The following is a 4095-nucleotide window of genomic DNA, read 5'->3' as shown; positions in this document are numbered from 1 at the left end:
ACCGGGGATAGGCGAGTAGGCAGCGCGCTAAAAACCACTTTGTCTGCCAATCCCCTTAGCCTGATTGGCGAGTTTTTGTAATAGGATCGGCTGCATCATCAAATGCTGGTTTTGCGATGAGCAGTGAATGATTTGCCGTCCCACAGTCGATTTAATAGTGCGATAAATCGTAATGGATTTCCTTGCATGCTGTGGCTACCTAGAACAATCCCAGCCTCGTCACTCCAAAGGGAAGCGCTTGGCCAACCATCCGATAGGTTAAAAGCCAGTGCTTCCTGAGTTGCATCCTCGAAATAAAGCCTAGGTTGCAGAGGGATTTCTGGTTCTTGTCGCATTAGGTTACTCAGTAGTAACTTTAAATATTCAGTGTTATCGCCCGTGATCATCGAGCGTTTGATTTGCGTTAATAATCCTTCTTTTTCCATTGACCAGGCATAATGCAAGGATTTTGCGGTTGATACGGCGGGAGCACGTTGCTTTCATTACCCATAACTAGTAAGAGCAAGACTCCATCCTTCTGCGAGGTCGATTAATTTTCTCCATCCTCTCCATAATGTGATAGGGTCAGGTTCTCTGTCATTTTTTCGGGCTAAAAAACCGCCTAACTGAGCGAGCCATCTCACTGTTTCCTTTATTGTTGGTGGGGTTTTAGGATACTGTTTTGTACGATGCGTTTTGGTATATAGCACTTTCCACTCCTCGTCAGCCAGTAAGGAAGTACAAGGAAGGGTTGGATTTGTTCTCGCGATTAATGTAATAAAAAAATATCCGCCAGGCAATCACACTCATTATTGTAAGATAACGAATTAATCTCTCCGCCGAGCCAAGTCTACATTCTTCAACTTTAAGACCCGATTTTAAAATTTTGTGAAAAATTTCTATCCTCCATCTTAAACAATACCACTGTATTTTTTCTATTGCTTCTTCAAAATTATTAATATCTATATTGGTTAACAACATCCAGTTCATCGGCTCTTCTCCGAGGAGAGTCGATTTTTCTATCACAGACACAGCATGTAATTTTAAATCAGGAAGCTTTCTCGTTTTATGTTTAACATTATTTCGTGGCGGATTCATTGTAAAATGATTAAACCGGACTTCTAAAATCGCTGTCCTTTTGGCCTTATTGTTACGAGCAGGGAAGTTAATTTTGATTTCTCCCTGGCAAGGTGAACGACTCATCAACGCCAACAATTTTTCGCCGCTCTTTTTAAAATACTGCGATTTCTTATTTACTGTTCTATCTTGACGTGCTCTTACTACAAAGGGAAAGGAGTGAGTTGAAGCCACTTCAAACAAATCATAAATATCTGCTTCTCTATCACAAACAGTAACAACCTTATTTTTCTCTAACTCAGGATAATGGTTAGTTTTTTCAAGGGATTCTATCCACCGTATACTTTCTTTTTCTTCTATAGGAAGAGCAATATTATGACTTCTTTGTTTCAGCTCTTTTAATTCTTCATCCAAAATAGGTCTGGAACTTATTTTTTGCTCTAATAATCCTATGGGGAGACCTTCCGTTGTCACTGCAAATGTTGTATGCATAATGCGTCCATGTGTTTGAAAATTTTTTGTTTTAGCTCTTGTTCTGGCAGCTATAACGCCTAATCCTTGAGTCTTTTTATGATTTTTATAAGAAATATAACTCGTATCCTGGATGGCTAAAATAGTGGGATAGCCCTGCGCTCTTTCAACCGTTTTAGTGAAATGGCTCTCCAATATTCTTCTTTCACAAATAGATTCGTTTTGGAAAAAACTATAAGCTGCTTTACTTTGGTGCCAATCTTCACACGCTTGGTTTATTGAGCATTCCGGTGAATTAGCAAAACTATCCGCTATTTTTAACAGCCCTTTACTTAATCTTTTATCCCCAAAATCGACTATTCCAAACTCACTCTCTGCCCAACCAGTAGAGGCGGTAGTGACATTTCCTTCTTTCATCTTTTTCTCACGATCAGACACAATCATCAGCGTATTTAATATTAGAAAGATAAATTAAGGGAAGCTTTTTCCTCAACATCTACTGATTTATGGGTAATAGTAAGACGCACAACCGGACGTGACAGTCTCCCGTCATCCGGCGCTTGTCGTTGACCGTTAGCGCCGCGTACAAATTTCCCAGTGTGCAAACAGACTGGGCTTAACGCTCCGTATCCTGTCTAACCATTCATACGCCTGAACCAGACTACCGTGTACCCGCTTGTATTTGCGGGTAACCCATTTAGCAAGGTGCAGAGTGACATGTCTGGCTACACAGTTGGAGAGCATAAAAAAGTGTGGGGCAACTCTATCCCGCTAATCCCGTGCTTTTATCGCTCTTTTCTCCGATATTCTCATTGGTTTTCAGACCCGGATAGGATACCAACGCTGGAATTGCTCTTTCAGCTCATCATTAAGCACTGAGGTTCGGGTTCCCAAACGCAACCCTACTACAGCTGAATAGGATTACACCGAACCTTTTTATGCTCTCCCTATTGAATCCGCTTACGGGCTACATCATAGACTTTTTCGTCTTCTCGCTTGCCAACGGCAAGAACCCAAATCACAATCTCTTCATCAATCACCTGATAAATCAGACGAAATCCCGAGGAGCGGAGCTTGATTTTAAAACAACCGGCCAGATCTCCGTGTAAACGTGCAGATTCAATGTAAGGATTTTCCTGTAGCTTCCTCAGCTTTTTTTTAAACTGCTCACAAATGGCTTTATCCAGCTTTAGCCACTCCTTTAACGCCCGTTCGTCAAAGTCGATATTAAAGATCATCAAGGTTTACTCTGATACGTCTGGCGGGGTTTTTCAGGCGTTCACGGACTACCTCCAGAATATCAGCGTCTTCATCTTCTTCACTCACCATCACGGATACCTCAGAAAATGGCAGCTTTTCATTCTCTGAGACATAGCGCAAAAACAGACGCAGAGCATCAGACGGTGACAAATTCAGTTTTTTAAATGTCTGATACGCATTTTTTTTCAGCTCTTCATCCACACGGATCTGAATGGTGCTCATTGGAGTAACTCATGTAATTATGTTTATAATGCAGTATAAAGCATTACAATTGTAGTGCAATCGTTTTTACAAGGCTTGGAGAGCATAAAAAAGTGTGGGGCAATCATCCAAATCATTCCCCATTGACGATAAAATCATTAACACTAATTTGAACGCTTTCCTCATCAAGAGCCTTGCAATGAAAACATTCACCATTAAGGTCGCGATTCGTGGTGTCAGTCCCATGGTCTGGCTGTCATTTTCAGAAGGCAACTGCACGGAATATCAAAAGCCGACTGCACTGAGAGTTTAAAATCCAAGGGTGCCAAAACGTACGATAACAAGATAACTCAATGAATTTATTAATTAAAAACCTTTATCTTTAGAAGGCCAGTGCCCCATTTCATTAACCCAAACCTAACCTTGTGCCGTCACCTTCTGACAGCATAATATCAGTAGTCAACTGCACCGTTTTGGATTATGCTCAATACTCCTCTTCCCTACAGTGAAGCTTGAGCATGGGATCCGAGGAGCACCAGATTACCGAGCAAGGTGTATTAACTTTGCCAGAAGCTACGTGGCGTGAAGCACAAAGACGGCAGCAAGTCATTGCTCCACTGGCAGCTCAGGAAGGAATTAGTCACCAAGCCGCTGATGACGCCGCCCAACAATTAGGGCTGTCCCGTCGCCATATCTATGAACTAGTGCGCCGCTACCGGCAGGGTGCTGGGTTGCTGACTGATCTAGCCCCCGGCCAGTCTAGCGGCGGCAAAGGCAAACAACGCTTGCCAGAGCAGATTGAGCGCATTATCCGTGAGTTATTGCATAAACGCTTTTTGACCAAGCATAAACGCAGTTTGGCCGCGCTCTATCGAGAAATCGTACAGAGCTGCGGGCGCCAGCACGCAATACCGTTTCCCTGAGGATTGCCAGACTCGACCCTAGGAAAATAGCGCGCCCGCCGGGAAGGTCAAAATGCGTCCCGCGCCTTGCAAAGTGTTGGCGGTGTTCCTCCAAAAGTTGCAATGCCACTGGAGCAGGTGCAGATTGATCATACAGTCATCGACTTGATCATCGTTGATGAACGTGATCGGCAGCCAATCGGCC

Annotated in this window: 3 protein-coding genes and 2 pseudogenes; 1 reads left to right on the top strand and 4 read right to left on the bottom strand. The window is 43.1% G+C overall.

Translation table 11 applies throughout. From position 1 onward, the window contains the following. Positions 1 to 98: 98 nt before the first annotated feature. The 4 genes and pseudogenes from REG_RS10120 to REG_RS10105 form a co-directional block, all read right to left on the bottom strand. Positions 99 to 464 (bottom strand): annotated as a pseudogene (locus REG_RS10120) (DUF3987 domain-containing protein); the annotation flags it as partial. An 18-nt stretch (positions 465 to 482) separates the two neighbouring features. After that, positions 483 to 1944 (bottom strand): annotated as a pseudogene (locus REG_RS10115) (IS4 family transposase). A 530-nt stretch (positions 1945 to 2474) separates the two neighbouring features. Then, positions 2475 to 2765, bottom strand: coding sequence for a type II toxin-antitoxin system RelE family toxin (locus REG_RS10110; protein ID WP_006705551.1), 291 nt, complete (start codon positions 2763 to 2765; stop codon positions 2475 to 2477). Next, positions 2755 to 3009, bottom strand: coding sequence for a type II toxin-antitoxin system RelB/DinJ family antitoxin (locus REG_RS10105; protein WP_006705550.1), 255 nt, complete (start codon positions 3007 to 3009; stop codon positions 2755 to 2757). Before REG_RS10105 ends, REG_RS10110 begins: the two co-directional genes overlap by 11 nt. Positions 3010 to 3506: 497 nt before the next feature. On the opposite strand from REG_RS10105, the gene REG_RS14980 reads away from it, so the two are divergent. Beyond that, positions 3507 to 3911, top strand: a complete 405-nt coding sequence (locus REG_RS14980) for a helix-turn-helix domain-containing protein (RefSeq protein ID WP_455549907.1) — start codon at positions 3507 to 3509, stop codon at positions 3909 to 3911. Positions 3912 to 4095: the final 184 nt, after the last annotated feature.

The organism is Candidatus Regiella insecticola LSR1 (assembly GCF_000143625.1).
GTDB classification, from domain to species: Bacteria; Pseudomonadota; Gammaproteobacteria; order Enterobacterales; family Enterobacteriaceae; genus Regiella; species Regiella insecticola.
This window is presented reverse-complemented; position numbering and strand designations above follow the sequence as displayed.